The 25,496-nt window shown below is 65.8% G+C and carries 31 protein-coding genes; 21 read left to right on the top strand and 10 right to left on the bottom strand.

Annotated features, from left to right (window positions below):
• The first annotated feature begins 405 nt into the window (after positions 1–405).
• The gene (locus VIL42_07040) at positions 406–813 is read left to right on the top strand and encodes a hypothetical protein (GenBank protein ID HEY8592605.1); all 408 of its coding nucleotides are present in this window, start codon (positions 406–408) and stop codon (positions 811–813) included.
• 76 nt (positions 814–889) lie between these two features.
• Here VIL42_07040 and VIL42_07035 read toward each other — a convergent pair whose 3' ends face one another.
• Together VIL42_07035 and xseA are read right to left on the bottom strand one after the other, a co-directional pair.
• Positions 890–1,093: a DUF2093 domain-containing protein gene (locus VIL42_07035; protein HEY8592604.1), complete on the bottom strand. Its 204-nt coding sequence runs from the start codon at positions 1,091–1,093 to the stop codon at positions 890–892.
• A 4-nt stretch (positions 1,094–1,097) separates the two neighbouring features.
• Positions 1,098–2,483: an exodeoxyribonuclease VII large subunit gene (gene xseA / locus VIL42_07030; GenBank protein HEY8592603.1), complete on the bottom strand. Its 1,386-nt coding sequence runs from the start codon at positions 2,481–2,483 to the stop codon at positions 1,098–1,100.
• On the opposite strand from xseA, the gene purD reads away from it, so the two are divergent.
• From purD to VIL42_07015, 3 genes are read left to right on the top strand one after another with little or no spacing between them, the layout of a single operon-like run.
• Positions 2,482–3,741: a phosphoribosylamine--glycine ligase gene (gene purD, locus VIL42_07025; protein HEY8592602.1), complete on the top strand. Its 1,260-nt coding sequence runs from the start codon at positions 2,482–2,484 to the stop codon at positions 3,739–3,741. The two genes, xseA and purD, sit on opposite strands and share 2 nt — an antisense overlap.
• A complete protein-coding gene (locus VIL42_07020; protein HEY8592601.1) occupies positions 3,738–4,232 on the top strand; it encodes a hypothetical protein in 495 nt (164 codons plus the stop codon). Before purD ends, VIL42_07020 begins: the two co-directional genes overlap by 4 nt.
• Before the next feature lie 7 nt (positions 4,233–4,239).
• On the top strand, positions 4,240–4,728 hold the full coding sequence (locus VIL42_07015; protein HEY8592600.1) for a helix-hairpin-helix domain-containing protein: 489 nt from the start codon (positions 4,240–4,242) through the stop codon (positions 4,726–4,728).
• On the opposite strand, the gene VIL42_07010 is transcribed toward VIL42_07015, so the two are convergent.
• A complete protein-coding gene (locus VIL42_07010; GenBank protein HEY8592599.1) occupies positions 4,725–6,050 on the bottom strand; it encodes a hemolysin family protein in 1,326 nt (441 codons plus the stop codon). The genes VIL42_07015 and VIL42_07010 overlap by 4 nt on opposite strands.
• Before the next feature lie 151 nt (positions 6,051–6,201).
• On the opposite strand from VIL42_07010, the gene VIL42_07005 reads away from it, so the two are divergent.
• Entirely contained in the window at positions 6,202–6,861 is a 660-nt protein-coding gene (locus VIL42_07005; protein ID HEY8592598.1) for an OmpA family protein, read from the top strand.
• Here VIL42_07005 and VIL42_07000 read toward each other — a convergent pair.
• Together VIL42_07000 and VIL42_06995 are read right to left on the bottom strand one after the other, a co-directional pair.
• Positions 6,858–7,310 carry a nucleoside deaminase gene (locus tag VIL42_07000; GenBank protein ID HEY8592597.1) on the bottom strand — a complete coding sequence of 151 codons (453 nt, stop codon included), beginning with the start codon at positions 7,308–7,310 and terminating at the stop codon, positions 6,858–6,860. The two genes, VIL42_07005 and VIL42_07000, sit on opposite strands and share 4 nt — an antisense overlap.
• A gap of 44 nt (positions 7,311–7,354) precedes the next feature.
• Complete coding sequence (locus tag VIL42_06995; GenBank protein HEY8592596.1) at positions 7,355–7,633, bottom strand: hypothetical protein; 279 nt, start codon at positions 7,631–7,633, stop codon at positions 7,355–7,357.
• Positions 7,634–7,790: 157 nt separating this feature from the next.
• On the opposite strand from VIL42_06995, the gene rpmB reads away from it, so the two are divergent.
• On the top strand, positions 7,791–8,090 hold the full coding sequence (gene rpmB / locus VIL42_06990; protein ID HEY8592595.1) for a 50S ribosomal protein L28: 300 nt from the start codon (positions 7,791–7,793) through the stop codon (positions 8,088–8,090).
• 217 nt (positions 8,091–8,307) lie between these two features.
• Here the strand turns inward: rpmB and cobT are convergent, their stop codons facing one another.
• Positions 8,308–10,128 carry a cobaltochelatase subunit CobT gene (cobT, locus tag VIL42_06985; GenBank protein ID HEY8592594.1) on the bottom strand — a complete coding sequence of 607 codons (1,821 nt, stop codon included), beginning with the start codon at positions 10,126–10,128 and terminating at the stop codon, positions 8,308–8,310.
• 254 nt (positions 10,129–10,382) lie between these two features.
• On the opposite strand from cobT, the gene VIL42_06980 reads away from it, so the two are divergent.
• Both VIL42_06980 and VIL42_06975 read left to right on the top strand, forming a co-directional pair.
• Positions 10,383–10,826 (top strand): hypothetical protein, encoded by a 444-nt coding sequence (locus VIL42_06980; GenBank protein ID HEY8592593.1) that lies wholly within the window; start codon positions 10,383–10,385, stop codon positions 10,824–10,826.
• Positions 10,827–10,860: 34 nt separating this feature from the next.
• The gene (locus tag VIL42_06975; GenBank protein HEY8592592.1) at positions 10,861–12,606 is read left to right on the top strand and encodes a M10 family metallopeptidase C-terminal domain-containing protein; all 1,746 of its coding nucleotides are present in this window, start codon (positions 10,861–10,863) and stop codon (positions 12,604–12,606) included.
• A gap of 55 nt (positions 12,607–12,661) precedes the next feature.
• On the opposite strand, the gene cobS is transcribed toward VIL42_06975, so the two are convergent.
• Both cobS and VIL42_06965 read right to left on the bottom strand, forming a co-directional pair.
• Positions 12,662–13,666, bottom strand: a complete 1,005-nt coding sequence (gene cobS / locus VIL42_06970; protein ID HEY8592591.1) for a cobaltochelatase subunit CobS — start codon at positions 13,664–13,666, stop codon at positions 12,662–12,664.
• 44 nt (positions 13,667–13,710) lie between these two features.
• On the bottom strand, positions 13,711–14,391 hold the full coding sequence (locus VIL42_06965) for a winged helix-turn-helix transcriptional regulator (protein HEY8592590.1): 681 nt from the start codon (positions 14,389–14,391) through the stop codon (positions 13,711–13,713).
• A 62-nt stretch (positions 14,392–14,453) separates the two neighbouring features.
• On the opposite strand from VIL42_06965, the gene VIL42_06960 reads away from it, so the two are divergent.
• The 7 genes from VIL42_06960 to VIL42_06930 are packed head-to-tail and all read left to right on the top strand — an operon-like array spanning position 14,454 to position 17,841.
• On the top strand, positions 14,454–14,894 hold the full coding sequence (locus tag VIL42_06960) for a VOC family protein (protein ID HEY8592589.1): 441 nt from the start codon (positions 14,454–14,456) through the stop codon (positions 14,892–14,894).
• Positions 14,891–15,256, top strand: a complete 366-nt coding sequence (locus VIL42_06955) for a DUF1428 domain-containing protein (protein HEY8592588.1) — start codon at positions 14,891–14,893, stop codon at positions 15,254–15,256. The genes VIL42_06960 and VIL42_06955 overlap by 4 nt, the downstream gene beginning before the upstream one ends.
• Positions 15,249–15,809, top strand: coding sequence for a VOC family protein (locus VIL42_06950; GenBank protein HEY8592587.1), 561 nt, complete (start codon positions 15,249–15,251; stop codon positions 15,807–15,809). The genes VIL42_06955 and VIL42_06950 overlap by 8 nt, the downstream gene beginning before the upstream one ends.
• Positions 15,722–16,018, top strand: a complete 297-nt coding sequence (locus tag VIL42_06945; GenBank protein ID HEY8592586.1) for a VOC family protein — start codon at positions 15,722–15,724, stop codon at positions 16,016–16,018. The genes VIL42_06950 and VIL42_06945 overlap by 88 nt, the downstream gene beginning before the upstream one ends.
• Positions 16,015–16,509, top strand: a complete 495-nt coding sequence (locus tag VIL42_06940) for a VOC family protein (GenBank protein ID HEY8592585.1) — start codon at positions 16,015–16,017, stop codon at positions 16,507–16,509. The genes VIL42_06945 and VIL42_06940 overlap by 4 nt, the downstream gene beginning before the upstream one ends.
• Positions 16,502–17,167, top strand: a complete 666-nt coding sequence (locus VIL42_06935) for a dihydrofolate reductase family protein (GenBank protein HEY8592584.1) — start codon at positions 16,502–16,504, stop codon at positions 17,165–17,167. The genes VIL42_06940 and VIL42_06935 overlap by 8 nt, the downstream gene beginning before the upstream one ends.
• Positions 17,164–17,841 (top strand): glutathione S-transferase family protein, encoded by a 678-nt coding sequence (locus tag VIL42_06930; protein HEY8592583.1) that lies wholly within the window; start codon positions 17,164–17,166, stop codon positions 17,839–17,841. Before VIL42_06935 ends, VIL42_06930 begins: the two co-directional genes overlap by 4 nt.
• On the opposite strand, the gene VIL42_06925 is transcribed toward VIL42_06930, so the two are convergent.
• Positions 17,838–18,407, bottom strand: coding sequence for a DnaJ domain-containing protein (locus VIL42_06925; GenBank protein ID HEY8592582.1), 570 nt, complete (start codon positions 18,405–18,407; stop codon positions 17,838–17,840). The two genes, VIL42_06930 and VIL42_06925, sit on opposite strands and share 4 nt — an antisense overlap.
• 22 nt (positions 18,408–18,429) lie before the next feature.
• Between VIL42_06925 and VIL42_06920 the strand changes: the two genes are divergently transcribed.
• The 4 genes from VIL42_06920 to nusB all read left to right on the top strand — a co-directional run bounded on the left by VIL42_06920 (position 18,430) and on the right by nusB (position 21,100).
• The gene (locus VIL42_06920) at positions 18,430–18,714 is read left to right on the top strand and encodes a BolA family protein (protein ID HEY8592581.1); all 285 of its coding nucleotides are present in this window, start codon (positions 18,430–18,432) and stop codon (positions 18,712–18,714) included.
• Entirely contained in the window at positions 18,714–19,610 is an 897-nt protein-coding gene (locus VIL42_06915; protein HEY8592580.1) for a pirin family protein, read from the top strand. The genes VIL42_06920 and VIL42_06915 overlap by 1 nt, the downstream gene beginning before the upstream one ends.
• Positions 19,611–19,682: 72 nt before the next feature.
• Positions 19,683–20,645, top strand: a complete 963-nt coding sequence (locus tag VIL42_06910) for an alpha/beta fold hydrolase (GenBank protein ID HEY8592579.1) — start codon at positions 19,683–19,685, stop codon at positions 20,643–20,645.
• On the top strand, positions 20,642–21,100 hold the full coding sequence (gene nusB, locus VIL42_06905) for a transcription antitermination factor NusB (protein HEY8592578.1): 459 nt from the start codon (positions 20,642–20,644) through the stop codon (positions 21,098–21,100). Before VIL42_06910 ends, nusB begins: the two co-directional genes overlap by 4 nt.
• Here nusB and VIL42_06900 read toward each other — a convergent pair.
• Positions 21,097–22,080 carry an alpha/beta hydrolase-fold protein gene (locus VIL42_06900; protein HEY8592577.1) on the bottom strand — a complete coding sequence of 328 codons (984 nt, stop codon included), beginning with the start codon at positions 22,078–22,080 and terminating at the stop codon, positions 21,097–21,099. The two genes, nusB and VIL42_06900, sit on opposite strands and share 4 nt — an antisense overlap.
• Positions 22,081–22,117: 37 nt before the next feature.
• On the opposite strand from VIL42_06900, the gene thiL reads away from it, so the two are divergent.
• Positions 22,118–23,101, top strand: coding sequence for a thiamine-phosphate kinase (gene thiL, locus VIL42_06895; protein HEY8592576.1), 984 nt, complete (start codon positions 22,118–22,120; stop codon positions 23,099–23,101).
• Positions 23,102–23,255: 154 nt separating this feature from the next.
• On the top strand, positions 23,256–25,421 hold the full coding sequence (locus VIL42_06890) for a sodium-translocating pyrophosphatase (GenBank protein ID HEY8592575.1): 2,166 nt from the start codon (positions 23,256–23,258) through the stop codon (positions 25,419–25,421).
• Positions 25,422–25,496 lie beyond the last annotated feature (75 nt).

Here is a 25,496-nt window from a genome sequence, read left to right as displayed (position 1 = left end):
AATCCGACGCCTGGTTGCAGGCGCCATGCAATAGCGGGTGGCGAGCAAAGCCCCCCACATCCGGCGCGCTTGTGCAGGTTTCCTTCACACCCTGTAAAGTTTCTGAAACACGCAGGGGGTGTTTTGTGATGATGGTGTGTCAGTGCTGCCACAGTGCATGTGCAGGAAATTTCGACGAGCTGCGGTTCGCGATTTGCACGTGCCGGGAAGTCGGACAGCGGTCAGTCCGCCTGCGTTCCGATTTACATGGCTTCGGCAGAGGAGTATGTTGTTCCTGTTGGTTATCAGGAGGTCGCCATGATGCGCTCAAGAACCGGCACTACCAGAACGAGCATACCCGCCGCGTTGGCCACGACATTGGCTGCGCTTTCAGTCACTGCGTGCAGCGTTGGGCAAGGTCCAAACATGGCCATGGCTCCGCCGCCGTACCTGGCGCTGCAGGAAGGCAGCGGCAGCGGCGCGGTGACACAACGGGCGGGTTATTTTTCCGAAGAGCAAGGATGCGTCGTATTCCGCACCGAAGCGGACTCGGAGCCGATGACGCCTGTGTTTGCGGCTGGCTCAACCCAACTTGCAACCGACGGGCAACGCTGGCTCGGCATGATGGTCAACGACCAGCCCGTCGGCATGTTGAAGCTATATCGCGTTGGGGCGACGAAGTCGGCGGGGGCGCCGGCTTTGACTCGACCCGCACCGGCTTCATGCCCGACGTCCTACGTCGTAGTTCGGAGCGTCGGCTCTGAGATGGCGGACGCCAGTGTCAGACGGTTCTGCGCAGGCGTGACACTCTGCACGTCTTTCCGCTTGAACTAAGCGCCGCCGGGGCCCGCCGCCTGGCGGGCCCTAGCCCATCCGACCCGAAGGCTCACGATGGGTGATTGGGGGCCGCTCAACCGGCCCGCTGTTCGGCCTTCAGGCTTGCTTCGGCATCCACGTACGGCTCCTGCCGCGCGACGCTCCAATATTTGAGTTCGTGCAGCGGGATGCGCGCACCCGTGACGGCGCAGACGACATGGTCGCCGTCGGTCAGCAGCCGGAAGGTGCCGTCGAGATAATGAACCCGCGCCGGGCGCCCGTTGCCGCTCATCAACATTGCTTCAATCCTCCGCCGGGTCGAACAGGCCTGGCTGGGGAGGGATGTAGGAGCGGCGCGGCTTGCGCTCAACCGGGCGCGGCGCGGCGCCGTCGACAGCAGCGTCGACGCTGCCGTCCCCGAACCGCAGCGTCAGCAGGCCGGCACTACGCGCGTCGCCCGCACTGGTCAGAGTCGCGCCGTCACGCGTCGTGACGCGGACATAGCCTTTCGAGAGCGGCCGTTCGGGGTGGACGAGCTCGGCCATCTTCCAGGCCGCGGACAAGCGCTCCGAAAGGCGGCCGATGCGCTGCTCGATCAGGTCCGGGCGAAGCCGGCCGGCAACGAAGTTGAGGTCGCCGCGCGCGTTGCCCGCACGCGCGGCGAGCGAGCGGGGAAGCCGGTCGCCTACTTCGTCGAGACGCTGCACCATCGGCGCGAAGATCGCGCCCGGCTCCGGCCAGCGACAGACGGTCAGGTCGAACCGCTCGCGGCAGCGGTGCGCCCGATTGGACAGGCAACTCTCCGCGCGGTGCGCGAGCTCGTTCAGCTGCGCGATCAGCTCGGCACGGACGGGCACCGCCATTTCCGCAGCGGCCGTAGGGGTCGGCGCCCGCCGGTCGGAGGCATGATCGATCAGGGTCGTGTCGGTCTCATGCCCCACGGCGGAGATCAGCGGGATCGGACTTTCGGCGGCCGCGCGCACCACATCCTCTTCATTGAACGCCCACAGGTCCTCGATCGAGCCGCCGCCGCGCGCGACGATCAGCAGGTCCGGCCTCGGCTGCACGTCCGGGAAGGCGCGGATCGCGGCTGCGATCTTCGCCGCTGCGCCTTCGCCTTGCACGGGCACGGGCCAGAGGATGACATGCGTGGGGCAGCGATCCTCGAGCCGGTGGAGAATGTCGCGGATGACCGCGCCGGTCGGCGAGCTGACGACGCCAATGACTCGCGGCATGAACGGCAGCGGGCGCTTGCGTTCCGGCGAGAACAGCCCTTCGGCGGCGAGCGCCTTGCGCCGCTTTTCGAGGAGGGCGAGCAGCGCCCCCTCGCCGGCCAGCTCCAGCCGTTCGACGACGATCTGATATTTGGACCGGCCCGGGTAGGTCGTGAGCTTGCCCGTCGCGATGACCTCCGCCCCGTCCTCGGGCCGGAATGCCAGGGCGCCAGCGCTGGTCCGCCAGATCACCGCATCCATGCAGGCGTTCTCGTCCTTGATGCTGAAATAGCAGTGGCCGGACGAGTGGCGCTTGAAGCCGCTGATCTCGCCGCGGACGCGGACATTGCCGAACGCCGCCTCGACGGTCCGCTTGAGCGCGCCGGAAAGCTCGCTGACGCTGAGCGCGGGCGAATTGTCGCCGGGGGCGACGTTCGCTAACAGGCCGGCGCGCGGTTGGTCAGGGAGATCCATGGACATATTGCTCTTGGGGTCGGGTGGCCGTGAAGATGCGCTCGCCTGGCGGCTTAGGCAATCGCCGAGCTGCGGCAAGCTGCTGGCCGCGCCCGGCAATCCCGGCATCGCGCGCTGGGCCGAATGTGTCGGCATCGACCCGTGCCAGCCGGTCGCCGTCGTTGAGCTGGCGCGCGAGCGCGGCATCGACCTTGTCGTCGTCGGACCCGAAGCGCCGCTGGTCGCCGCGGTCGCGGATGCGCTGCGGGAGGCCGGCATTGCGGTGTTCGGGCCGAATGCCGCGGCGGCGCAGCTCGAAGGCTCGAAGGGCTTCACCAAGGATCTCTGCCGCGCCAACGGCATCCCGACAGCGGACTATGTCCGCGTCGAGCGCGTGGCCGACGCTCGCGACGCACTCGAGCGGTTCTCGATCCCGGTCGTGATCAAGGCCGATGGGCTCGCGGCGGGCAAGGGCGTCACTGTTGCGATGACGCGCGAAGAGGCCGAAGCGGCGATCGACGCGGCGGGCGACGGGCCGATGGTCATAGAGGAATTCCTGGAAGGCGAGGAAGCGAGCCTGTTCGCGCTGGTCGACGGGGACACCGCCGTTCCGCTCGCATCGGCCCAGGACCACAAGCGCGTCGGCGAAGGCGACACCGGTCCGAACACCGGCGGCATGGGCGCCTATGCGCCGGCGCCGGTTCTGACCGGCGAACTGCAGCGGCGGGCAATGGACGAAATCGTCGTGCCGACGGCGCGCGCGATGGCGGCGGCGGGAACGCCCTTCAGCGGCGTTCTTTATGCAGGATTGATGCTGACTGCCGATGGCCCCAAGCTGATCGAGTATAATGTCCGCTTCGGCGATCCCGAGTGCGAGGCAATCATGCCGCTCATCGACGGCGATTTCGCCGAGCTGCTCCATTCCGTGGCGACCGGCGGCCTTGCGGCTGCCTCGCCGCCCCGCCTGTCGGACAAGCATGCCGTCACGGTGATCATGGCGGCGCGCGGCTATCCAGGAGTGCCGGCAAGCGGCGGCCTGATCCGCGAGATCGAAGCCGCCGAGCAGGTCGAAGGCGTCACCGTGTTCCACGCGGGCACCGCTCTTGGTGACCAAGGCCTGGTGGCCAAAGGTGGACGAGTCCTCGCCGTCACCGCGATCGCGGACACCTTCGCTAACGCGCGCGCGCGCGCGTACAGGGCGGTCGACCAGGTCGACTTCGCCGACGGCTTCCATCGTCGCGACATCGGCTGGCGCGAATTGGCGCGAGAGCAGGCATGAACGAGTTCTGGACCTATTTCTGGCCGATCTTCGCCGGCGGGCTCGTCGTCGGCACGCTTGCGGCGACGATCGGCTATCGGCGCCGCCGCTTCAAACAGGCGCTCGCCATTGGCGCAGTGACGGCTTTGGCGCTGATGGCGCTATGGCACGGTCCGCTCGGCGCCGCCGACCGCTTCGCCGCGACCGTCGACCGCAAGGTGCAGCGGACGCTCGTCTATTATGAGATCACGCAGGTCAGAGGCCAGGTGCAGCATGGCCCGCTGACCCGGCAAGTGCTGCTTTCCGGACCGGCCGACGATTTCCAGCGAAGCGAGCTCGTGCGGCTGATGGAGGACATCCCGGGCGTCAGCAAGGCCAGCTGGTCACGGTCCTGGGGCGTGCCGCTGATCGCGCAGGCTGCTCTCGCCCTGCTCCTAGGGTTCCTTTTGGGGCTGCTGCTCGCCTACATCGTCGAGGTCCGCCGCCGCTACAACGCAGACTATAATTGGTGAGAGAAATATGGATCTGATCCGCGAATATTGGTGGGTGATCGCCATCGTGGCGGCGCTGGTGCTGGCCTTGCTGCTGATGCGCCCAAAGCAGCGCGTGACGCTGACGGATAGCGCGCCGGTGCGGCCGCACATGCAGAAGCAGCAGCGCGAGCCTGCCGAAGGGCGAGGCATCGCCGGCGAAGCCGCGGCGGCTGCGACCGACGTCGCGGGGGACATCATCAACGCGCCGGTCCACCAGGCGCTCGAAGGCGGAGCCGCCGCTGACGACCTTTGCCGCCTAAAGGGCGTTGGTCCGAAGTTCGCGCAGACGCTCCACGCTCATGGCTTTTTCACCTTCGAACAGATCGCCGGCTTGTCCGCCAATGAGATCGAGCGGCTCGATGGACAGCTCGGCGCCTTTCGCGGCCGCATCACGCGCGACCGGATCGTCGAGCAGGCCGATTACCTGGCGCGCAACGACACCGACGGCTTCGAACAGAAGTTCGGCAAGCTTTAGGAAGCGGTCTCCGCCTCGGCCTGCTTCCTGCGCGGCGGAGACGCGATCAGCTTGTCGATCTTGCGGCCGTCGAGGTCGACGATCTCGAACGACCAGCGGTCGTGTGAGAATCGCTCCCCGACTTCGGGCAGGTGCTTGAGCACCGACAAGGCAAAGCCGGCGACCGTCGAATAATCGCGGTCGCTGTCGAGCGCGATGCCGAGCCTGTCGGTCAACAGGTCCGCGCTCGCGGCGCCTGAAACGAGCCAGCTTCCGTCGTCTCGCTCGACCAGCGCCGGCTCATCGTCATGCTCGACGTCGCTGGCAAACGTGCCGGCAAGCGCGGCAAGGATGCTGCCCGGCGTGACGATGCCGTCGAGGTGACCATATTCGTCGTGGACGAGCGCCAAGGGCACGTCGGCGCTGCGCAGCACCACCAAAGCGTCCATCGCATCCATCAGGTCGGGGACGACCGGCGCCTTGCGGCACAGCCGGGCAAGGTCGATCGGCTCACCCTGCAGCAGCGCCGACATGACGTCGCGGGTCCGAATGACGCCGATGATATTCTCGATCGACCCGTCGGCGACCGGGATGCGGCTATGCGGCGTGTCGAGCAGCGCCGCGCGGATTTCGTCGGGGCCGGACCCGGCATCGATCCAGTCGATTTCGGTCCGCGGGGTCATCACTTCGCGGACCGGCCGGTCGGCGAGCCGGACGATGCCGGAAATGATCGCCCGCTCGCTTTCCTCCAGCACGCCCGCGCTTTGCGCTTCCGCGACGACCAGGTGCAATTCCTCGGCCGTCACTTGGTTCTTCGACGCCTTGTCGAGCCCCATCAGCTTGAAAATGAGCCCGCTCGACCGGTCGAGCAGCCAGACGAACGGGGCGGTCAGCTTCGAAAGCCATAGCATCGGCCGGGCCATCACCACGGCGATGGGCTCGGGCGACCGCAATGCAATCGTCTTGGGTACGATCTCGCCGATCACCAGCGACACGAAGGTGGTGAGGACGATGACGATGCCGAACCCGACCGTGTCGGCCGTGCTTTCAGCAATGCCCAGCCCGGCGAGGCGCTGCGCCACCGGCTCGCCCAGCGTCGCGCCGGAAAAGGCGCCGGCAAGGATGCCGATCAGCGTGATGCCGATCTGCACGGTCGACAGGAAGCGCGCCGGGTCGGCGGCGAGATCGAGCGCCGTCTGCGCGGCCCGGCTGCCGCCGCGGGCAAGCGCCTTCATCCGCGCCTCGCGGGACGAGACGATAGCCAGCTCGCTCATCGACAGCACGCCGTTCAAGACGATCAGCGCCAGGATGAGGAGAACGGCGAACCAGGGGATCGGGGTCAAGTGGTCGCTCATAAGCGTGGATGGCGGATGTAGCCTCCCACTGCCCTTCTTCACAAGAAGCGCGCTCAATGGCAGGTTCAATTCACCTGCGGAACCATCGCGTGCCCGAAGGTTTGGGCGCTTGTCCCCTCGATTTGCGGAGCCGCCGAACGTGACCCTTCGTTGCAAAACCGCCGTCTTTTTCCTGGCCTGCTCGACGCTCGGCCTTGCGGCCTGCGAGACAGCAGCGCCGCCGCCGGTGGTGCCTCCGGCAACCCTAACTCCGCTCGGGCTCGGCGCACCTTATCTCTATGGCGATGTGATCGGCGGCCAGAAGTCGCGAGCTTCAAAGATGGCGGGCGCGAAGATCCGTGCGCTCACCCCGGCGACTGCCCCCGCTTACATGGCCCAGCTTGAGCAGGAGCTTCGCAGGCAGACGGCCGGCATCGGCCTCGACGTGCTGCGCGTCGGCCCGTCGCTGGTCATCCGCATTCCCGCCGCGCTGACCTTCAATTCCGGCAGCGCAAGCGTGAACCCGCAGTTCGATGCGACGCTGCTGGAGATCGCCCGCACGGTGAAGACGCAGAACCGCACGTTCGTCGACGTGTTCGCGCATACGGACCTGTCGGGCACCGCGGCGGGCAACCAGTCGCTGTCGGCCAAGCGCGCCGCGGCGGTCGCGACTTATCTGTCGTCGCACGGGGTTTCGAAGGCGCGGATCGCGTCGAAGGGCCTTGGCCAGACGGCGCCGCTCTACGCTGTCGAGACGAGCGAGACCCAGAAGGCGGCGAACCGGCGGGTCGAGATCCGCCTCGTACCCTACGTCCGCTAGCGGCGCTCGGCGAAAAAGCGCCGAAGCAGCGCCGCGGCTTCGTCCTCGCCGATGCCGCCGAGCACGTCCGGCCGATGATGGCAGGTCGGCTGCGCGTAGATCCGGGGGCCGTGGACGACTCCCCCGCCCTTCGAGTCTTCGGCGGCGAAGCGGAGGGCTTGCAGCCGCGCCAAAGCGATCGCCGAGGCGCACATCGGACAGGGTTCGAGCGAGACCCACAAGGTGCAATCGTCGAGGCGTGATGTGCCGAGCTTCGCCGCCGCTGCCCGGATGGCCACCATCTCCGCGTGCGCGGTGGGGTCCGCCGACGAGCGCATCCGGTTGCGTGCTCCGGCGATGATCTCGTCGCCGCGCGTGACCACCGCGCCGACCGGCACTTCGCCCGACGCGGCCGCTTCCGCCGCGAGGTCGAGTGCGCGGCGCATCGGCGGTGGCAGCGGGAAGCTCATCAAGCCCCGCTAGCCAACCGAGCGCCGCGAGTCACACCGAACGGTTATTGCGCGTTGTTCGTCGCCGCTGCCTGCTGATCCTCAGGCTTCTGCACTTGAAGCGTCGGAACCGTCACATTGCGGTCCTTGGCGCCGACCTTCAGCGATCCGGTCTGGACGTCGAACGCCGGTGCCTGCCCGCCCTTGGCGCTGACCCCGCTTCCGGTCGCGGCGACATTGGGCGCCTGCGCATCGCGCGTCTGGCTGATGTTGAGGAAGCCGGTCGCGAAGGCGGCGATGCCGGCAAGGACGGCGATGATGAGGATGAAGATGATTGCGCGCATGAGGCTGGGTAATCCTTTCGGCTCACCAACGAAATAGATGCGCTTGGGTTGCCAGGCTTGGGCAAGGTCGTGGCGTTGACGAAGCGCGCCCGAGCGGCTAACGGGCGGCGCTCTTCGGGCCTCGCATGAGGCTCGTCCAAAAATCAGGATAGATACCATGTCGCGGGTTTGCGAGCTGACCGGCAAGGGCCGGCAGGTGGGCAACAATGTTTCCCACGCCAACAACAAGACGAAGCGCACGTTCCTGCCGAACCTGCAGAACGTCACTTTGATCTCCGATTCGCTCGGCAAGAGCGTGAAGCTGCGCGTGTCGACGCACGGCCTTCGTTCGGTCGAGCATGTCGGCGGCCTCGACAATTGGCTGCTCAAGACCAGCGACGAAAAGCTCAGCGCCACTGCGCGCAAGCTGAAGCGCGAACTGCGCAAGAAGGCTGCTGAGGATCAGCAGGCCGCGTAAGCGGTCTCAAGCTTCTGAAAGCATTGATTTTCTCCTGAACGCGGGCTGCACGCCGCGTTCAGCCTTCATACCCCGCGAATCGGGCATAAGCGCCTGGTTCGGCGGGGTTTTCCCCTTTTCCCTGCCGGGTCCGCAGAGCGGACACAATTCCCTCGCGTCGCGTAACGAGGGGGGCCCGGCGTGCGTAACTGCGCCGGGCCCATTTTTTTTGCCTGGCTCAGGCGCTTTCGAACAAGCTGGCGAGTTGCTCGACCATCGCGCCTGCGAGTTGCTCGGCGTCCATGATGGTCACTGCGCGCGTGTAGTAACGCGTTACGTCGTGGCCGATGCCGATGGCGATCAGCTCGACCGTCGAGCGCTTTTCGATCCAGTCGATAACCTGCCGCAGGTGGCGCTCGAGATAGGTGCCGCCGTTCGCGCTCGCCGTCGAATCGTCGACCGGAGCGCCGTCGGAAATCACCATCAGGATCCGTCGCTCCTCGGCCCTCGCGATCAGCCGGTTGTGGGCCCACAGCAAGGCCTCGCCGTCGATATTCTCCTTGAGCAGCCCTTCGCGCATCATCAGCCCGAGGTTTCGCCGCGCATGGCGGTAGGGCTCGTCGGCGCGCTTGTAGACGATGTGGCGAAGGTCGTTCAGCCGCCCCGGGGTCGCGGGCCGTCCGGCCGACAACCAGGCTTCGCGGCTTTGGCCGCCCTTCCAGCCGCGCGTCGTGAAGCCGAGGATCTCGGTGGCGACGCCGCACCGTTCGAGCGTGCGTGCGAGGATGTCGCCGCAGATCGCGGCAATCGCGATCGGCCGCCCGCGCATTGATCCTGAATTGTCGATCAGCAGCGAGACGACCGTGTCCTTGAACTCGGTTTCGCGCTCGACCTTGTAGCTTAAAGAATGGCCGGGGCTGACGACCACGCGCGCCAGCCGCGCGGCGTCCAGCAGCCCCTCTTCCTGGTCGAAGTCCCAGCTGCGCGCCTGCTGCGCCAGCAGCCGCCGCTGCAGCCGGTTCGCGAGGCGGGTGACCACATTCGACAATCCCGCCATCTGCTGGTCGAGATAGGCGCGAAGCCGCCCGAGCTCTTCCTCGTCGCACAGGTCGTCCGCCTCGACGGTCTCGTCGAACTTGGTCGTGAACGCTTTATATTCGGTCGGCGGTGAGAGGTCCCAGTTGCGGCGCGACGGACCGGCGAACAGGCTTTCGCCCGTGTCGTCGCGGGTCGAGCTGTCCTCCTCGCCGGCTTCCATTTCCTCGCTCGACTCGCCCTCGGCACTGTCGTCCTGGGTCTCCTCGCCGCGCATTTCCATGTCGCCGCCGCCGGGGCTTGTCTCGTCCCCTTCGTCGGCCTGGTCCTCGCTGCCGCCCTCGTCTCCCTCCTCGTCGTCGCCACCTTCGTCAGGCTCTTCCTCGACCGGCTCCTCGGCCGACGCCAGGTCGAGGTCCTCGAGCAGGCGCCTTGCCAGCTTGGCGAAGGCTGCCTGGTCGTCCACCGTGAACGCCAGTCCATCGAGCTCGGCGCGGGCCCGTTCCTCGATCCACGGCTGGACAAGCTCGAGCCCCGCGCGGGCTGCTGCCGGGGCAGCATCGCCGGTCAGCCGTTCGCGCGCGAGCAGCCCGATCGCAGTCGCCAACGGAACTTCGTCGGCATCGCGGGCCCGAACGATCGCGTCGCTACGGACCCGCGACTGGGTGAATTCGCTCAGATTGTCCCGCACCCCTGCCATCGTACGCGCTCCGAGCGCCTCGAAGCGCGCCGTCTCCAGCGCATCGAACACTGCCCGCGCCTCGGCATCGACCGGTGCATTCCGGGCGTGGAGATCGGCATCGTGGTAACGAAGCCGCAGCGCCGCGGAATCTGCCGCACCGCGCGCTTCCGCGACCAGCCGCGGCTCGAGCCCCGGCCCTGGCGAAGGTACCCGGGCGCTTTTCCCCGACCCGGGTCGCGATTCGGCCGCGAATGCCACGTCCGCCTCGGGGTCACGGGCGATCGCGCGCGCGGCGCCGGCCAAAGCGCGGCGGAAGTCGTCGAGGGGGTTGCGGTCGGCCATCGCCGCGGCATGTAGGCAAATTCGCTGGCGCCCGCGAGTGCGCATGTGGCGCAGCAATCCCTACCTGAAAACAGGGGTACAAATCTTTCCCACCTGTATCATCGCGGGACTCACATCGCGCGTTGACATGGTTAAAAAATCCTGAAAATTAAGCCGCTTACGATTCGAGCGACACACACACCGCGGGGGGCAACCGGTTGATTTCACGGTCAGGATTTGCAGTCGCCATTTCACTCGCGGGGACATCGACAGCGATGGCATCAATTCCGTCGAAGACGCTGATGGGCGTTGAGCGCGTAGTGATCGCCTGCACGCCTGACGGCAGCCTGAGCGCGTCTGAAGCGCAAGCCATTTGCGGCCAGTTGGTGAAGAAGGCGCAGGCGGTCACCAGCCTTCCGGTCGGGCCCGCTTCCGCCGCCGATCTCGAACCTGCGGCGATGGCGCTGCCCAACGAGACACTGCTGCTTCGTGTGGCATTGTCGGCGTCGCCCCGCGGCGATGGTTATCGCAAGCTGTCGCTGGCGGTTACGCCGGCGCGAAGCATCAAAGACATGAAGGCGTCGGCTCCGATCAAGTCGGAAGCCCAGATCACCCGGGTCCAGGACAAGCTGGTCGTCCAGGGTCCGGTCAACGCTTTTTCCCGAATCCTCGGAGCGGTGCCAGCGAAGCTGCATAAGCCAATTCGTTCGGATCTCTAGACCGAGTTAAAGTCTTTTTTGGAGGGGTTTGTTGATGATTAAGAGTTCGATTGACCGCGACATCGGTGGTGCCGCCGCCGCGCACGGCAAGTTTGATGCGGAAGTGTTCGACGCTCGCAGCCTCAGCAGCATGTCACTGCTGTCAACGGGCAGCGTTGCCGGCGGCACGCTTGACGCTTCGGCCGATCCCTATGCGGGCACCAAGGCGCCGAACGGCAAGGAAATCTGGACTGCCGAAGAGGCAGCCGAGAACCTTAATCGCAACGGCACCAGCTGGGCGTACGGCAATGACGGCGCGCTCGACGATGGCGTCCTGACCTTCGGGTTCTGGACCTACGAGCAGTTCATGGACAGCTACTTCGGTGAGCTGCGCTATTCGGACGGTTCCGCCTACAACGACGACGCTTACTACGCCGAGACCTATGGGTTGTTCGAAGCGTTCCGTGCCGACCAGATGGTCGCCGCAGCCAATGCGATCGCCCTGTGGGACGACCTCGTCAACATTAAGATCGAAGCTGCCGCCCCCGGCGAAGAAGCCGACATCATGTTTGGTGCGGTCTACATGAGCCCGGCTGCCGGCGCCCATGCCTATTATCCGCAAGCGGAAGCGATCAACAATTATTACGGGACGAGCGAGTACGGCAAGGTCAGCGGCGACGTGATGATCAACTGGTACTACAACTCCCCGAACGGCGATCCGAACAACCCGGTTCTGCCGCGTGATGCCGACGATTCCTTCTCGGACTTCACGTATGGCTCGTACGGCAACTTCGCGATCACGCACGAGCTGGGCCACAGCCTCGGCCTGTCCCACGGCGGCGATTACAACGCCAGCGCGGGCCAGACGATTACGTACGAAGGGAACGCCTACTTCTACCAGGATTCCCAGCAGTACACGATCATGAGCTACTTCTCGGGCCGCAAGACGGGCCAGGCCGCGATCGATTTCGACAAGCTGGTGTTCCTCTATGCCCAGACGCCGGCGGTGCACGACATCCTGGCGGTTCAGAACATGTACGGCGCCGATCACACCACGCGCGCTGGCGACACCGTTTACGGTTTCAACAGCAATGCGGGCAGCGGTCTGTACGACTTCACCCAGAACAAGATTCCGATCATCACCATATGGGATGGCGCCGGTAACGACACGCTCGACCTGTCGGGCTTCACGTCGAACTCGGTCATCGACATCAACGATGGCGCGTTCAGCAGCGCTGGTTATGCCGCGACCGCGGAACAGCGGGCGTTCCTGAAGGCAACGTTCGGCTACACCACCGATGCGCAGCTCACGAGCTTCTTCACCCGCAACGGCGTGAAGGCGGACGGGTCGCCGATCGATAACATCGGGATCGCTTATGGCGCCAATATCGAGAATGCCGTTGGCGGCGTCGGCAACGACACGATCAAGGGCAATGGGCTCGACAACAAGCTGGTCGGCAACGGCGGCAACGACACCATCTTCGGTGGCGCTGGCGACGACAAGCTGCTGGGCGGTGACGCCAACGACATCCTGATCGGCGGCACCGGCAACGACACGCTCACGGGCGGCGCTGGCGCCGACAAGTTCGTGTTCGTCGGCAACGATGGGAACGACCGCATCACCGACTTTAAGTCGGGCGTCGACAAGATCGACCTGACGGCGTTCGGTATCGATGCGAGCGCGGTCAAGATGAAGGGCACCAACCTGTTCGTCGATTCCGATCACAACGGTTCGTACGACCTGCACATCGTCGTGCAGGGGTCGGGCGTCCAGATGAGCGACCTGATGTTCCACGCCTAATCGACGCCGTAACGAAGAATGGGGGCGTCACCTTCGGGTGGCGCCCCTTTTTTTTTCAGCGCTTTCCGACCACGCTTTCGGGCAGGTCCTGCCCGAACACGCGCTGGTAATATTCGGCGATCAGCGGGCGTTCGCTTTCGTCGCACTTGTTGAGGAAGCTGACGCGGAAGGCGTAGCCGACGTCGCCGAAGATGCTGGCGTTCTGCGCCCAGCTGATCACGGTGCGGGGGCTCATCACGGTCGAGATGTCGCCGTTGATGAAGCCCTGCCGCGAGAGCTCCGCGACCTTGATCATCTTCTCGACGGTCTGCTTGCCGTTCGGATCGTCATATTCGCCGGACTTGGCGAGCACGATCTGCGCTTCGACCTGCGCCGGCAAATAATTGAGCGTCGTGACGATGTTCCAGCGGTCCATCTGACCCTGGTTGATCGCCTGCGTGCCATGATAAAGGCCGGTCGTGTCGCCGAGCCCGACCGTGTTGGTCGTCGCGAACAGCCGGAACCACGGGTTCGGCCGGATCACGCGGTTCTGGTCGAGCAAGGTGAGCTTGCCCTCCGCCTCCAGCACGCGCTGGATCACGAACATCACGTCCGGCCGCCCGGCATCATATTCGTCGAACACCAGGGCAACGGGATGCTGGAGCGCCCAGGGCAGGAGCCCTTCGCGAAACTCCGTCACCTGCTGGCCGTCGCGAAGCACGATCGCGTCGCGGCCGACCAGGTCGATGCGGCTGATGTGCGCGTCGAGGTTGATGCGGATCAGCGGCCAGTTCAGCCGCGCTGCGATCTGCTCGATGTGCGTCGACTTGCCGGTCCCGTGATAGCCCTGGACCATGACTCGCCGGTTCTTCGCAAAGCCGGCGCAGACTGCGAGCGTCGTATCGGTGTCGAAGACGTAAGTCGGATCGAGGTCCGGCACCCGCTCGTCGGCTTCGCTGAACGCCGGCACTTCCATGTCGCTGTCGACGCCGAAGACATCGCGAACCTTCACGATCTTGTCGGGCGCGGCCATCACCGTTTCGGCGCGGCTTTCGGGATTGGCGTTGGCGATGTCGTTCATGGGTGAAGCCCTTAGGCGAGCGGAAGGCGTGCCTCAATAACGCGTCAAAAGGCTTTCGGCGGCAGCGGGAACAAGCTCATGAACCGGCGCGCGATTTCCGGGCTGCCCTCGACTCGGACATCGACCTGCTCGGGCGGCGCGCCGCCGTGGATCGCCGCGACCATGTTCATCGGCGTTCCGGTGAAGGTCACATCGACATCCTCGATCGGCCGCCGCTCGACCCTGATTGAGCCACAGCGAACGGTCGCAACATAGTCGACGTTGCCGAAGCGGAAGCCGAGACGAGCGTCCATGTCAGCGGCGCGCGCCGGGTCAAACAGCGTTTCAAACGACATCATCAGCGCCGCATGACTCATCGGCAAGCTAGGGTCATGATCCGGGCTGCGCGCGGCCCACTTTCCAAGCGCGCCGATCAATGGCGCCGCTTCAAGGCCCCAAGGAGTCGCCTCATAAACCTGTACCGAGGCGGGGGGCGGCAAACTGATCTTCCGCACGATCCCGCGGCTCTCGAGTTCCCCAAGGCGCTGGGTGAGCACGTTGGCACTGATGCCTGGAAGATCGGCCTTCAACTCGGAAAATCGGCGAGGCCCGAAGGCAAGCTCACGGATGATGAGCATTGCCCACCGCTCGCCGATCAAATGCAACGCGTGAGCAGTCCCGCACGCGTCGTCATAGACGCGCCTGACTGAGGGCCGCTCACGCTTAGTTACTTTTTCTAACTCCACAGTTGCTATTTATAACTGATGGGCGCAAAAGGCAAGCGAATCGAGTTGAGGAGGAGAGAGAAATGTCACGGATGATTTTCGTGAACCTGCCGGTCACGGACCTCGAGCGGTCGGTCCGCTTCTATGAGGCGATCGGCGGGCGCAAGGAGCCCAAGTTCAGCAACGAGCAGGCCGCCATGATCGTGCTTTCCGATGCGATCCACGTGATGCTGCTGCGCCACGAATTCTATTTGAACTTCACGCAGAAGCGGATCGCCGACGCGCATGAGACCAGCCAGGTGCTGCTCGCGCTTTCGGCGGAAAGCCCCGCCGACGTCGATCGGATGGTCGAGACCGCCGCGGCCAATGGCGGCAAGGCCGATCCCGGCCCCAAGCAGGAGATGGGCGGAATGATGTACGGCCGCAGCTTCGAAGATCCGGACGGCCATCATTGGGAGCCGATGTGGATGGACGCCGCGGCGGCTGAGCAGGGCGCGTCCGCGCTCGAGGGAGAAGCAGCATGAGCTATTTCGACGGTTTCGTCCTGCCGGTGCCAAGCGGCAACAAGGACGCCTTCGTCAGCCACGCCAAGGCGGCCGATGCTCTGTTCCTCGAGCATGGTGCCATCCGCGTGCTCGAATGCTGGGGCGACGATGTGCCGGACGGCAAGCAGACCGACTTCCGCCGCGCGGTCCAGGCGCAGGAAGGCGAGGCAGTGGTCTTCTCCTTCATCGAATGGCCGGATAAGGCGACCCGCGACGCCGGCATGAAGGCGTTCATGGAAGACCCCCGCCTCAATGAGATCGCGGACATGCCGTTCGACGGCAAAAGGATGATCTTCGGCGGATTCTCGCCGGTGGTCGAACTGGAGAAACAGCATGCCTAACCGGCAGGGCGACTTCATCTGGTACGAGCTGCTGACCAGCGACCATGCACGGGCCAAGGCCTTTTACGACGCGGCCGCCGGCTGGGACATCGAACCGCAACCGGCCGGGCCCATGGACTACCGAATGATCCGCGCCGAGGACGGGAACGTCGGCGGAGTCATGCAGATCGGCGACGACATGCGTGCGCACGGCGCTCGACCCACATGGCTCGGCTACATCGGGGTCGACGATGTCGACGCTACCGTCTCGAAGGCCGAGGCCGCCGGCGGCAAGGTGCTGATGCCCGCGTTCGACATCGAAGAGGTCGGACGGCTGGCCATGCTTGCCGATCCGTTCGGCGCACCCTTCTACGTGATGCGCGGGAGCAGCGACGCCGAAAGCAACGTCTTTTCGCCTGATAGGGTCGGTCACGCCGCCTGGAAGAGCTCGTCACTGGGGACCTCGACCAAGCGCGCGATTTCTACCTGCCGCTGTTCGGATGGACGTGGGGCGATGCGATGCCGATGGGCCCCATGGGCGACTACCGGTTCATCGAGCATGGCGGACGCATGATTGGCGCCATGTTCGCGCCAGGCGACCGCCAGCCCGCCTGGCGTTACTGCTTCCGGACCGCGGACCTGGAACGAAGCATAAAGGCGGTGAAATCCGGCGGCGGCGAAGTGCTTTTCGGCCCCACCGAAGTGCCCGGCGGCGGAATGATCATCCAGGCCAACGATCCGGACAACGCATTCTTCATGCTCATCGAGGGAGGCCAGTCGTGACTGACAATCTAGTGACCTGCCTGTGGTTCGACCACGGCGAGGCGCGCAACGCGGCCGAGTTCTACGCCGCAACCTTCCCTAACAGCTCGGTAGGCGCGCCGATGCATGCGCCCGGCGACTTTCCCGGCGGCCAGGCTGGCGCCGAGTTGACCGTCGAGTTCACAGTCCTCGGCCGCAGCTTCGTCGGGCTCAACGGTGGCCCCAATTTTAAGCCGAATGAGGCGGTCAGCTTCATGGTCGTGACCGAAGACCAGGAGGAGACCGACCGCTATTGGAACGCGATCACGCAGAACGGCGGCGAGGAAAGCGCCTGCGGCTGGTGCAAGGACCGCTGGGGCTTTTCCTGGCAGATCACGCCGCGGCGCCTGCTCGAGCTCAACAGCAGCGGCGGCGAGCGCGCACGCCGCTCGTTCGAGGCGATGATGACGATGCGCAAGATCGACATCGCCGCGCTCGAAGCCGCCGTCGAAGGAGTGCCCGCCGATGCGTAAGATCAAAGGCGCAGCCTTCATCTCGCTGGATGGCGTGATCCAGGCGCCGGGCGGGCCGACGGAGGATCCGACGGGCGGGTTCGGCCATGGCGGCTGGCTGGCGCCGATCGGCGACATGGAGGCATTCGAGCCGATCGGCCGGCTGTTCGGCGGGCCTTTTGACCTGCTCCTGGGCCGGAGAACTTACGACATCTTCGCGGCCTATTGGCCCTACGCCGGCGAGGAGGAGGCGGAAATTCGCGACCGGTTCAACGCCTGCACCAAATATGTCCTGACGCAGGGCGACCAGCCGCTCGAGTGGGACAAGAGCATTCGGCTTGGCGGCATGGATGCGCTTGCCGAAGTGAGGGCCGGCGACGGTCCCGACCTCGTTATTCAGGGCAGCAGCACGATCTACCCGCAACTGCTCGAAGCCAATTTGCTCGACGAGCTGACGCTGATGATCTTCCCGGTCGTCCTCGGGCGCGGGAAGCGGCTGTTCGGAGACGGTACGCCGGCGCGCGGCCTCGAGGTCACGGAGAAGACGGTTACGTCGCGTGGCACGGCCGTCATCACCTACCGCCCGACCGGGCCCGTGGACACGGCAGCCATCACGCCCCCGTCGGCGAGCGAACGCGAAGAGGCTCGGCAGCAGGCCATGGCGGAGGGCCGCTGGTGAGCCTCCAGCTTCACGGGCACCCCTTTTCGTCCTACTGCTGGAAGGCGCTGATTGCGCTGTACGCGAACGATACGCCGTTCGAGTTCGTGCACATGGCCGGTGACCAGCCGCTCGGCGAGCAGTTCCCGGGCAAGGCGCACCCCGGCGGCCACATTCCGGTGCTGGTCGATAGCGATCGGGTGATCGTCGAGGCGACGAGCATCGTCGAGCATCTCGCGGTCCATCACCCCGGGCCGGCCCCGCTGATCCCCGCCGATCCGGCGAAAGCAGTCGAGGCGCGGATGATCGACCGGGTGTTCGACAATTATGTGATGGGCAACATGCAGCGCGTCGTCGCCGCCCATTTCATCAGCCGCGACAAGCCCGAACTCGGCCTGCGCGAGAGGCCCAATGAGGATGAGATCGCCGGCGCCAAGAGCAAGCTGCTGAAAGCCTATCGGTGGCTGGAGGAATGGCTCGAAAAGAACGATCTGCCGCCGCACGTATCGCTGGTCACCTGCGCCGCTGCGCCAGCGCTTTTCTACGCGGATTGGGTCGAACGCATTCCCCAAGACTGCCCTCGGCTGTCAGCCCTGAGGGCCGAGTTGCTTGCGCTCCCGCCGGTCAGCCGCTGCGTTGAGGATGCGCGGCCGTACCGTCCCTATTTCCCGCTCGGAGCACCCGACCGCGACTAAGCGAAAGCGTTGGCAGTCTTCAGCGTCTGCCAAGCTTCGATCACCTCGCCGAGCTTCTTCTCGTGAGTGCGGTCGCCGCCGTTTCGGTCGGGGTGATAGCGGCGGACCAACTGCGAATAGCGTTTGCGCACGGTATGGAGGTCGACCTCCTGCCCCAGCCCGAGCGCCGTCAGCGCCCGCTTCTCGCTTTTTGAGAACCTTTCGGGCGGCCCGCGGTCCGCGGTGCGGAAGCGCGCCGCAATGGCGTCGAGCGGATCGGCGAAGTCGGCCCAGGCTGGCGCCGGGTCGGCGCCGACGTGCGCGAACTTGCGGCTTGGCCGCTCCCATCCGGCCAGCGGCCCTTGTGCCTCGGTAATCTCCTCCGGGCTCATGCCTTCGAAATAATTATACTTCGAATTGTGCTCGCGGACATGGTCGAGGCACAGCAGCCAGAAATCCCCCGGACCGTCGAAGTTGGAGGGCCTGACCACGGCCTTGAACTCGCCCGGCTCGGCGCAGCCCGGCACGGCGCACCGCGACCGCGCTCCTTCGACCCTTCCGTGCAGCTTGCCTTGTTTCGATGCCATTGAACGCCTCTATATAGGGGCCATGAACGCGCAAAGAACCGGCCCGGTGGCCACCGAAATGCTGCGGCGGCTCGAAAGCCTGCAGCCGAGCCGGATCGAGCTTGTCGACGACAGCGAGAAGCACCGCGGCCACGGCGGCTACAATCCTGAAGGCGAAAGCCATTTCAGCTTGGCGATCGAAAGCGCGAGCTTCGCCGGCAAGAATCGCGTCGAGCGCCAGCGGATGGTCTATGCCGCGCTCGGCGACCTGATGAAGGAGCGGGTCCACGCGCTGGCAATCCGCGCAACCGCTCCGGGAGAAGCTTGATGGAAACGGCATTCGAGCAGGTGATCACGCCGGTCACGCACGACCTCGGCGACTTCAAGGTTCACCGAACGCTTCCGGCGCGCGAGCGGACCATGGTCGGCCCCTTCATCTTCGTCGACGAATTCGGCCCCGCACGGCTGCCGGCCGGCATGGGCATGGACGTGCGCCCGCACCCGCATATCAATCTTGCCACGGTCACTTATCTGTTCGAAGGCGCGATCGAGCACCGCGACAGCGTCGGGTCGCATCAAGTGATCGAACCGGGCGCGGTCAACCTGATGACGGCCGGGACTGGAATCGTTCATTCCGAACGCTCTCCCGAGACGGAGCGGCCGGACGGTCCAAGCCTCTACGGCATGCAGACCTGGCTGGCGCTCCCGGATGGCCGCGAAGAGATCGACCCGGCGTTCGACCATATCGCGAGCACCGGCCTTCCGCTGGTCGAGGACGGAGCCGCCAAGGCGCGCGTGCTGATGGGCTCGCTGTGGGGCTCGACGGCGGCGACGCCGTGCCATTCGCCGACCATCTTCGCCGATATCGAGCTCGGCGCGGGCGGCGCTTTGCCGATCGAAGCGCAGGCGGATGAGCGCGCGGTGATGATGGTCGGCGGCGAGGCCGACCTCGACGGACAGGCGCTGGAGCCGTTCGTCCTTTATGTTCTTCGGCCCGGACATCAGGCGACCGTGTCGAGCGATCGCGGCGGCAAGCTGATGCTGCTTGGCGGGCAGTCGTTCAGCACTCGCCGTTACGTGTTCTGGAATTTCGTCTCCTCCTCGCGGGACCGCATCAACCAGGCCAAGGAAGACTGGAAGGCGATGCGCTTCCCGCTCGTCCCCGGGGACGACCACGAGTTCATCCCGCTTCCCGAAGTGCCAAAGACCGTCAGCTACCCGTGACCTACCCTCTCCTTCAGGGGAGGGTCGACTCGCCGGCAGGCGAGCGGGGTGGGGCAACGGAGGCGCCAATCTATGTCTGACTTGTCCCCACCCCCTGCCCCTCTCCTGAAGGGGAGGGGAGTTACGGAGTTCCGCCAGGTCCGCCTGAGCACGGGCGTGACGTTGAACGTCGGGCTGTCCGGCGATCCGGCTGCTCCCCCGGTGATTATGCTCCACGGCTTCCCGGAATCCCACCGCACGTGGCGCGCGCTGGCGCCGCTGCTAAGCGAAGACTTCCGGCTGATCATGCCCGACCAGCGGGGCTATGCGGGATCGGACAAGCCGAAGGGCAAGGCGAATTACAAGACCGACCTGCTGGTCGACGATCTGTTCGCCTTGGCCGATGCGCTCGGCATGGAGCAATTCTCGCTGGTCGGCCATGACTGGGGCGGCGCGGTGGCCTGGGCTGCCGCGCTTCGCCAGGATCCCCGACTTCAGCGGCTGGCGATCGTCAACTCTCCGCACCCGGCGATCTTCGCGCGGACGTTGATCGAGGACGCCGAGCAGCGCGCCGCCTCGCAATATATCAATGCGTTCAAGGTGCCCGGCTTCGAGCGCTTCATCCGCATGAAGGGCTTCGACTGGTTCTTCGACAAGAGCTTCGGCGCCCATGTCGACCTCGACAGCATCCCAGGAGATGAACGGCGGCAATATATCGCCGAATGGTCGCAACCCGGCGCCTTCACCGCGATGCTCAACTGGTATCGCGCGGCGCGCATCATCGTCCCGCCACCGTTCCTTACCGTTCCCGTTCCCGAATGGCTGTTGAAGCGCTTCCCCTCGATCAGGATTCCGACGCTCGTCGTCTGGGGCATGCGCGACAAGGCGCTGCTTCCCAGCCAGCTCGAAGGCCTCGACCTCCTTGTCGAAGACCTGACGATCGAGCGCTTGCCGGCGGTCGGCCATTTCGCGCCGTGGGAAGCGCCCGATCAGGTCGCCCGGCCGCTCCGCCCCTTCCTCGCCGCTCAAGCGGGCGCTAGGGCCACGGCGCAATGAGTCAGACCCGGTCCCGTTCGCGCTCCGCAGCGCGCCTTGCCGCCGTCCAGGCGCTCTACCAGCACGACATGGAAGGGACTCCGATCCCGCGCCTCCTCCACGAATTCCACGAGCACCGGCTGGGGGCGATGATCGAGGATGAGATCTATCACGATGCCGAACGCGACTTCTTCGACGATGTCGTCAGCGGCGCCGATGCCAGGCGCGAAGAGCTGGACAGCTTGATCAGCGGGCGGCTGGCGGAGGGCTGGACGCTGGAACGGCTCGACCGTCCGATGCGCGCGATCCTCCGGGCCGGCGCCTATGAGCTCGTCGCGCGCGCCGACGTGCCGGTCGCGTCCGTCATTTCCGAATATGTCGATGTTGCCCACGCCTTTTACGACAAGCGCGAGAGCGGCTTCGTCAACGGCCTGCTCGACGCGATCGCGAAGCAGGCGAGGGGCGCGAAGGCCTAAGGATCCGCGCGGTCGAGGAAGGCGAGCGGGATGTCGATCCGCTGCGCCCAGGCCGTCTCATTATGCTCGGCGCCCGCGAAGGTGCGGAACATGAAGTTCGGCCCATCGGCCCAGGCGGCCTTGTGGAGCACGGGCACCAGTTTCGCGGAATAAGGGCCATAGCTGCCGTCCAGCGTCTTCGTGCCATGATCGATGTACAGGCGATTGGCCCCGGGGCGCATCCGGCTGATCTTCAGATAGCGGCGGAAGGCCTCGGCCGCGTCCGTCGCAGCCTTTTCGTGGTCGGTGCCCTGCTCCGTCGGACTGGCGAGCGCGACGTGCATCGACACGCAGGCCGCCTGGCCGAAGACCTCCGGATATTCCGCCATGGCGTAGAAGCTCATCAGTCCGCCCATGGACGAGCCCATGACCGCCGTGTTCGCGCGGTCCACAAGCGTGCGGAACGACCGGTCGACGCGCGGCTTCACCGTCTTCACGAGAAACTGAAGATAAGCGTCGCCTGTGAGCGGCCCCTTGGGATCGCCGCTATCGAGCGTCAGGACGCGTTTCTGGAAATCCGCCGGAAGGAAATCCAGGAGCTTCTGCGGGAACAGCGCGTGGTAGCGGGACCCGGGGCTTTGCACGCCGACGACGATCCATTCGCGCAGGTCGCCCTGCCGAGCCATGCGCGGGATGGCTTCGTCGACCTGCCACTCCTGATCGAACTTCGTCAGCTTTCGATCGAACAGGTTCTGCCCGTCGTGCATGTAGAGCACCGGGTAGCGCTTGCCGCCGTGCGCGGCGTAGCCGGGCGGGAGCCAGACCCACACCGTCATCTTGCCCGCGGCGCCCCCGTCCATCTGTGGCCAGGTGACGACCTTGCCGGCACTCAGCTCGGGAACCATCCGCGACGGGTCGTCCGTCGTGGCATGCGAGGGCGTGGCAAGCAGGCCGAGAAAGAGGCAGGCGGCAGCTTGGACGATTAGAGATTTCCGCTTCATATGAGCCGATGTTGAGCATTCCTTCCTGCGGTCGGCAATGGGCTCTCGCGAAGCACAGGTAATCGCGCAGTTGCGGCGCATGGCGGTGAGCCCCGCGGCGCGCGGGCTGCGCGACGATGTGGCGGTGCTCGATAGCCTCGCCATCACCCACGACAGCATTGCCGAGGGCGTACATTTCCTGCCCGGCGACCCTGCGGCGAGCGTCGGCTGGAAGCTGGTGGCGGTAAACCTGTCGGACCTTGCCGGCAAAGGGGCGGTTCCGGCCGGGGCGCTCCTGTCGTTCGGCCTGTCGGACGACGACCAATGGGACAGCGCCTTCTTGAGAGGCGTCGAGCATGCGTGCGAAAGCTACGGCTTGCCGCTGATCGGCGGCGACACCTTCTCGCTTCCGCCCGGCGGGCCGCGCGTGTTCGGGCTGACCGCTATCGGCCGCGCTGCCGGTGCGGTGCCGGAGCGATCCGGGGCGCGAGACGGCGATACGCTCTGGCTGGTCGGGACGATCGGCGATTCCGCCGCGGGGCTGGCGCAGCTTCGGGGCGATCCTCGCGCATCCGGCCCACTCGTCGACATCTACCGGCGTCCGATTCCGCAGCTTGGCGCGGGGCAGGTGCTGGCGCCCCACGTCAACGCGATGATGGACGTGTCCGACGGACTGCTCCTCGACGCTCGGCGCATCGCCGAAGCGAGCGGCCGCGCGATCTCGATCCGCCTCGACGATTTGCCATTGTCGAGCGCCTTCGTCGCCGAACGTGGCCAGGATCTTCAGGCGCGGCTGTTCGCAGCAACCGGCGGCGACGATTATGCGCTGCTCGCCGCTTTGCCTGCGGATCTCGACCCGGCAACACTTTCTTTACCAGAAGGGACGAGGATTAGCCGGGTCGGGACGATCGCGTCCGGTGAGCCTGATCTCTCCCTCACTTGGCGCGGCGCCCCGGTCGAGCTTCCGGAGAGGCTGGGATTTGAGCATCAGGGTCATCGCAATCAGCGGATTTCCGCTCCGCCAATGGGCGATCGGGCTTAGCGGCCTCGCCTGCGGCATGGCCGCCGCCCTTCTTCTGCACTGAGGCCCGTTCAGACGCCGCGGTTGCCAGCCGCGTAAACCCCAAATAAGGCTGTGGAATACCGGCTGCTCCTGCACGCCGGGAGGGGACATTAGCCGTCAAACGGGGAATTTCATGGATCTGACTTTGATTGCGATCGCCTGTGGGGTGATTGCCGTGCTGTACGGCATCATCACCAGCCGACAGGTACTTGCGAGCTCCGCGGGCAACCAGCGGATGGTCGACATCGCCGGCGCCATCCAGGAAGGCGCCAAAGCCTATCTCGGCCGCCAGTACACGACGATTGCGATCGTCGGCGTCGTGGTTGCCGTGCTGGTGGGCGTTTTCCTCGGCCTCGTTCCGGCGATCGGTTTCGTCGTCGGCGCGCTGCTGTCGGGTGCCGCGGGCTACATCGGGATGAACATCTCGGTCCGCGCCAACGTCCGCACAGCCGAAGCCGCGCGCACCAGCCTGCAGGGCGGTCTCACCACCGCCTTCCGTTCGGGCGCCATCACCGGCATGCTCGTTGCGGGCCTGGCGCTCCTCGCGATCGCCGGCCTGTTCTATGTGCTCGTGGAAGTTCGCGGCGCTGAGCCGCAGAGCCGCGAAGTCGTGAACGGCCTCGTGGCCCTCGCCTTCGGCGCGTCGCTGATCTCCATCTTCGCCCGTCTCGGCGGCGGCATCTTCACCAAGGCCGCCGACGTCGGCGCCGACCTGGTCGGCAAGGTCGAAGCCGGGATCCCGGAAGACGATCCCCGCAACCCGGCGGTGATCGCCGACAACGTCGGCGACAATGTCGGCGACTGCGCGGGCATGGCCGCCGACCTCTTCGAAACCTATGTCGTCACCGTCGGTGCGACCATGGTCCTGACTGCCCTTCTGATCGGCAATGCGGCGTCGAACATCACCGAGCTGATGGCGCTCCCGCTGCTCGTCGGCGGCGTCTGCATCATCACGTCCATCATCGGCACCTACATGGTTCGCCTCGGCAGCAGCGGCTCGATCATGGGCGCGCTCTACAAGGGCTTCTGGACGACGGCTCTGCTGTCGGTTCCCGCCCTGTGGCTTGCGACCTATCTCGCGCTCGGCGACCTCAGCGCGACCATTGGCGGCGGCGCGGCTGCGGCCGGCCCGGTCGTCGAGGGCGCAGTGGCAGACCAGACCGGCGGCTTCACCGGCTGGGACCTGTTCTTCTGCATGCTGATCGGCCTTGCCGTTACCGGCCTGCTGGTTTGGATCACCGAATATTATACCGGCACCAACTATCGTCCGGTCCGCTCCATCGCGAAGGCGTCGGAAACCGGCCACGGCACCAACGTCATCCAAGGCCTGGCGATCAGCCTTGAATCGACGGCCATGCCGACGATCGTCATCTGCGTCGCGATCATCGCTTCCTACCTGCTCGCAGGCCTGATCGGCATCGCCTTCGCGGCCACCGCCATGCTGGCGCTTGCCGGCATGGTCGTCGCGCTCGACGCTTATGGCCCTGTCACCGACAATGCCGGCGGCATCGCCGAAATGTCGGGGATGGAAGACGAAGTCCGCACCCGCACCGACGCGCTCGATGCCGTCGGCAACACGACCAAGGCGGTGACCAAGGGCTATGCCATCGGCTCGGCGGCGCTTGCGGCGCTGGTGCTGTTCGGCGCCTACACGACCGACCTTCGCGAGTTCGCGGGCGAGCTCGGCATCGGCGCAGAGGGCATCGATTTCTCGCTGTCCAACCCGTACGTCGTCGTCGGCCTGCTGCTCGGCGCGCTCCTGCCTTACCTGTTCGGGGCGATGGGCATGACCGCGGTCGGCCGCGCGGCGGGCAACGTGGTTCTCGACGTGCGTGAGCAGTTCCGCTCCAACCCGGGCATCATGGACGGCTCTAGCCGGCCGAACTACGCGCGCACCGTCGACCTCGTCACCAAGGCTGCGATCCGGGAGATGATCATCCCCTCGCTGCTCCCGGTGCTCACGCCGATCGTCGTCTACTTCGTCATCGCCACGGTTGCTGGCCGCGAGCAGGGCTTCGCCGCCCTCGGCGCGCTGCTCCTCGGCGTGATCGTCTCGGGCCTGTTCGTCGCCATTTCGATGACCTCGGGCGGTGGCGCTTGGGACAACGCCAAGAAGTATATCGAAGACGGCAATTACGGCGGCAAGGGATCGGAAGCCCACAAGGCGGCCGTGACCGGCGACACCGTCGGTGACCCCTACAAGGACACCGCGGGCCCGGCCGTGAACCCGATGATCAAGATTACCAACATCGTCGCGCTGCTTCTTCTCGCGGCGCTCGCCGGAGGCGCTGCCCACTAAGGCAGCCCGACCGGTCGGTAAGATCAGCCCCCGCTTCGGTCCGCCGGAGCGGGGCTTTTCTTTTCCGCTGCGAGG

The sequence above is a fragment of the Sphingomicrobium sp. genome (assembly GCA_036563485.1).
GTDB lineage: Bacteria > Pseudomonadota > Alphaproteobacteria > Sphingomonadales > Sphingomonadaceae > Sphingomicrobium.
The sequence above is the reverse complement of the archived record's forward strand: the minus strand, read 5'-3'. Positions and strand labels throughout refer to the sequence as shown.